This window comes from Pseudomonas sp., assembly GCF_037994325.1.
Taxonomy (GTDB): Bacteria; Pseudomonadota; Gammaproteobacteria; order Pseudomonadales; family Pseudomonadaceae; genus Aquipseudomonas.
Window position 1 is genome coordinate 1 of record NZ_JBBNAH010000743.1, and the last position, 4,594, is coordinate 4,594.

Sequence of the window (4,594 nt, forward strand, 5' to 3'; positions counted from 1 at the left end):
TTTGCTCAGCGGCTCGCGCTCCATCATTTCGCGCAGTGTTGGTTGTTCCTCTTCCTCCTGCGCGGTAGCCACCTTGGCGGCTTTGCGCTTGTTGAAAGCGCGCTCGATAGGCCAGCGGATCAGCACAAACACCAAGTACACGGCAAAAGCGATCATGCCGTACATGGCCAAATCGGCCACCGCACGCCAGATATTGCTGCCCACTTTAAACAGCAAATCCAATGCGGTAATGGCGACGGCCGGGGCGAACAGCTCTTTGCTCGGGTCAACGATGGTCGGGGTAAACAGCAAAACCGCCACCACCAGACGCAGCGGCTCGCGCAGGTAGCGCCACATCCAGCCAGTCAGGCGGAAGCTCACCAGCAAACAGCCCAGGGCGGCAATGGCGTAGATGGCCCAGACAAGGACGTAATCGTGTTCGTTCATGCGGTTCGTGGCGATGCTGGCGAAGGGGCGCTTATGATAGCGGCTTTTCTGCTGCCCGGCGCGTTTGCCGTCGGCGGTCATTTGCTCTGGAGTTTCCCTATGTCGCAAGCCCCCATTGCCCGTATAGAGAACGGCAACGACCCCTACCACTGGCTGGAAAACCGCGACAGCGACGATGTGCTCGATTACCTCAAGGCGGAAAACGCTTATCTGGATACGCAGTTGGCCGAACAGGCCGAGCTGCGCGAGCAGCTGTTTGCAGAAATCAAAGGGCGCATCCGCGAAACCGACCTGTCGCTGCCCTCGCCTTGGGGTCCGTTCCTCTACTACACCCGCACCACTGCTGGCGATGAATACCCACGCCACTACCGTTGCGCGCGCCCAGCCGATGGCAGCAATACCGTGGATGCCGCCAGCGAGCACCTACTGCTCGACCCGAATGCCTTGGCCAACGGCGGCTTCTTGTCCCTTGGCGCCTTTAGCATCAGCCCCGACCACGCACGCCTGGCCTATAGCCTGGACACCAGCGGCGACGAGATTTATCAGCTGTTCGTCAAAGAGCTGGCCAGCGACACCGTCACCGCCCTGCCCTTTGAGGACTGCGACGGCAGCATGACCTGGGCCAATGACAGCCAAACCCTGTTCTTTGGCGAGCTCGACGATACCCATCGCCCACACAAACTCTATCGCCACACGCTTGGCGGCAACGGCGCTGAACTGGTGTTTGAAGAGCCCGATGGGCGCTTCTTTCTTAACTGTTACCGCAGCAGCTCCGAGCGCCAGCTGTTTGTGTTGCTCAACAGCAAAACCACCTGCGAAACCTGGGCGTTGGATGCCGACACGCCGCAGGGCGAGTTCACCTGCATCGCCCCGCGCGAAGAAGACCACGAGTACTTTGTCGATCATGGCCGCCTGGTACATGGCGATGCGGCGGGACAATGGGGCTGGGTGATTCGCAGCAACCAGAGCGGCATCAACTTCGCCCTCTACCACGCCACCACCGCCGGCGTGCCGAACCGCAGCGACTGGCAAGAGCTGATCGCCCATAACCCGGACGTCATGCTGGAAGACACCACCTTAAACGCCGGCGCCATCATTCTTGGTCTGCGCGAAGGCGGCCTGCCGATTTTGGAAGTGCATGGCCTGGGCCTGCCACCGGCGCGGGTGAAACTGCCCGATGCCGCCTACAGCCTGCATGTGCAAGACAGCCTGGAGTTCGACAGCACGGTGATTCGCCTGCGCTACGAGGCGCTCAATCGCCCGGCGCAAGTGCGCCAACTGCACCTGGTCAGCGGCGAGCAAGTTGTACTAAAGGAAACCCCGGTAGAAGGCCCGTTCGACGCCGACGCCTACGTCAGCCAACGCCTGTGGGCGACCGCAGCCGATGGCACACAGATCCCCATCAGCCTGGTGGCGCGCCGCGAAGTACTGGGCCAACCGGCGCCCTGCTACCTCTATGGCTACGGGGCCTACGGCGCCAGCCTTGACCCCTGGTTTTCCCATAGCCGCTTGAGCCTGCTGGACCGTGGTTTTGTCTTCGCCATCGCCCATGTACGCGGCGGCGGCGAACTGGGCGAAGCCTGGTACCGCGCCGGCAAGCTGGAGCACAAGAGCAATACCTTTAGCGACTTTATTGCCTGCGCCGAACATCTGATCGCCGAGGGCTACACCAGCACGCCGCAGTTGGCCATTAGTGGCGGCAGTGCCGGTGGCCTATTGATTGGCGCGGTGCTGAACCAGCGCCCGGACCTGTTCGCCGCCGCCATCGCCGAAGTACCGTTTGTGGATGTGCTTAACACCATGCAAAACCCCGATCTACCGCTGACCGTCACCGAATATGACGAATGGGGCGACCCGCACGAGCCAGAGGTATTTGCCCGTATCAAGGGCTATGCGCCCTACGAAAACGTCAGCGCCCAAGCCTACCCGGCACTGCTCGCCGTAGCCGGTTACAACGACAGCCGTGTGCAGTACTGGGAAGCGGCGAAATGGGTGGCCAAGCTGCGCGCGCACAAGACAGACAGCAATTTGCTCCTGCTAAAAACCGACCTCGGCGCCGGGCATGGCGGCATGAGCGGGCGCTACCAAGGCATCAAGGATGTGGCGCTGGAATACGCCTTCTTATTGAAGGTGCTAGGCCTCACCGCATAACTCCTAGGGTGCGCCGGTACGTGCACTGTGTGAGCACCTAGCGATATCGCGCAAAACAACTTGGTGCGCGCAGCACACCCTACGAGCTGAGTTAACACCACCCTTGGCCGTCGACCCCGCGCCACTCCTACGAAACGTCGGACAGCCCTATTCAACCTTTGGCTTCACCGGCTCCGGCGTTTTCACCTTAGGCGTGCTTGGCGCCTGTTGAGGCTGCTGCAAGCCGTTGTCCCGCGGGTTGATGGTGGTCGCTGGCGGTAAATTACGCGGGCTATTGGTACCCGGCATCACCGGCCCAGTGGGCGCAGGCATTGGTACATTGCGTGGCTGTACCGGCTGGTACGGTTGCGGCGTCGCGGTACCCGGCGAGCCGGGTTCAGCGGCAAGGGTAATGGTTGCGGCCAGGGTGGCAGCCGTCAGCACCATCAATCTGAACATACGCATTTCACACCTCCTTAAACGTGGCGTGAACGTTAGACTACGCGCCCCGCATAAGGCTCACCTTCAATGAAACGCTTTGTACTGCTCGACACCGCCCCGATCCCCGACAACGGCGGCGCCCTGTGCCTGTTCGAGTACGGCGAGGATTTTGTAATCAAGATTCAGGGCGGCGATGGCGGTCAGTTGATGAACACGCGTATGCATGGTTCTGAAGACGCGCTGGCGGAAATCCCCTGCCGCAAGATTGGCCAACGCCCGCAAGCACGCGCCTTGATTGGTGGCCTGGGCATGGGCTTTACCCTCGCCTCGGCGCTTAAGCATTTGGGCCCGACCGCCCAGGTGGTGGTGGCTGAACTGGTGCCTGGCGTTATCGAATGGAACCGCGGCCCGCTGGGTGCCAAGGCCGGTATGCCGATTGACGACCCACGCGCGCAAGTGCGCTGCGTCGACGTCGCCCATGTCCTGCAAGCCGAGCCCGCGGGCTTTGACGCCATTATGCTCGACGTCGATAACGGCCCCGAAGGTCTGACGCAGAAAGGTAATAGCTGGCTGTACTCCGCGGGCGGTTTGCACAGCTGCCATAGCGCCTTGCGCGCCGGGGGAATTCTCGCCGTGTGGTCAGCCAGTGCCGACCGCAAGTTCTCCGAGCGTGTGGCCAAGGCCGGCTTCAAGGTTGAGGAAGTGCAGGTGTATGCCCACGGCAACAAGGGCACGCGGCATACCATCTGGATTGCGCAAAAACGCTGATAACTTGAGAAGCACGCCGCCTGGGCTCACCATAGCCGCTGGCATGCATCTACCCCTGGACTGAACAGGTAACCCCATGAGCACTGAAAAATCGGCGGCAACCCTTAAAACCGATCGCCTAATTGCCGAAGGCCAACGCAGCCGTGAAGAAGGCTACCGGGTCAAAGCGCTGAAAATGTACCCGCACATTTGTGGCCGCTGCCAACGGGAATTCGAAGGCAAACGCCTGAGCGAACTGACCGTGCACCACCGCGACCACAACCACGACAACAACCCGCAGGACGGCTCCAACTGGGAGCTGCTGTGCCTGTTCTGTCACGACAACGAACACTCGCGCTACACCGACCAGCAGTACTTCAGCGAAGGCTCCACCGCCAGCCCGACCGGGCCGAAGGTCACCCACAAAGCCTTTGCCGACCTGGCCGCGCTGCTGAAAAGCAAAGAATAAGAGAGCACTACGTGGCAAACCGTCGTTACAGCTGTATCGGGTTATTCAACCCAAAATCTCCGGACAACGTCGGCGCCGTCATGCGCGCCGCTGGCTGCTACGGGGTCAACTCGGTGTTCTACACCGGCAAGCGCTACGCCCGCGCTCAGGAATTTGCTACCGACACCAAGATGGTCCACCAGGACATCCCCTTGATTGGTATCGAAGACCTGCAAAGCATCATTCCACTGGGCTGCACGCCAGTGGCGGTGGAACTAGTGGAAGGCGCTAAACCGCTGTCCGAATACACCCACCCGGATCGCGACATCTACATCTTCGGGCCCGTAGATGGCTCGCTTAGCAAAGAGGTATTGGCCTGGTGTGAAGAGGTGATCTACATAC

General features: G+C 60.9%; 6 protein-coding genes. 4 read left to right on the top strand and 2 right to left on the bottom strand.

Annotated features, from left to right (window positions below):
• A partial coding sequence (locus AAAB16_RS24870; protein ID WP_340665764.1) for an MFS transporter occupies positions 1-426 on the bottom strand: 426 nt, incomplete at its 3' end.
• Between the two features lie 99 nt (positions 427-525).
• Between AAAB16_RS24870 and AAAB16_RS24875 the strand changes: the two genes are divergently transcribed.
• Entirely contained in the window at positions 526-2,577 is a 2,052-nt protein-coding gene (locus tag AAAB16_RS24875; RefSeq protein WP_340665765.1) for a S9 family peptidase, read from the top strand.
• Positions 2,578-2,724: 147 nt separating this feature from the next.
• Here the strand turns inward: AAAB16_RS24875 and AAAB16_RS24880 are convergent, their stop codons facing one another.
• Complete coding sequence (locus AAAB16_RS24880) at positions 2,725-3,021, bottom strand: hypothetical protein (protein ID WP_340665766.1); 297 nt, start codon at positions 3,019-3,021, stop codon at positions 2,725-2,727.
• A 63-nt stretch (positions 3,022-3,084) separates the two neighbouring features.
• On the opposite strand from AAAB16_RS24880, the gene AAAB16_RS24885 reads away from it, so the two are divergent.
• From AAAB16_RS24885 to AAAB16_RS24895, 3 genes are all read left to right on the top strand, one after another.
• The gene (locus tag AAAB16_RS24885) at positions 3,085-3,765 is read left to right on the top strand and encodes a hypothetical protein (RefSeq protein ID WP_340665767.1); all 681 of its coding nucleotides are present in this window, start codon (positions 3,085-3,087) and stop codon (positions 3,763-3,765) included.
• A 76-nt stretch (positions 3,766-3,841) separates the two neighbouring features.
• The gene (locus tag AAAB16_RS24890; protein ID WP_110617587.1) at positions 3,842-4,213 is read left to right on the top strand and encodes a YajD family HNH nuclease; all 372 of its coding nucleotides are present in this window, start codon (positions 3,842-3,844) and stop codon (positions 4,211-4,213) included.
• An 11-nt stretch (positions 4,214-4,224) separates the two neighbouring features.
• The coding region (locus tag AAAB16_RS24895; RefSeq protein ID WP_340665768.1) for a TrmH family RNA methyltransferase at positions 4,225-4,594 on the top strand (370 nt) is incomplete at its 3' end.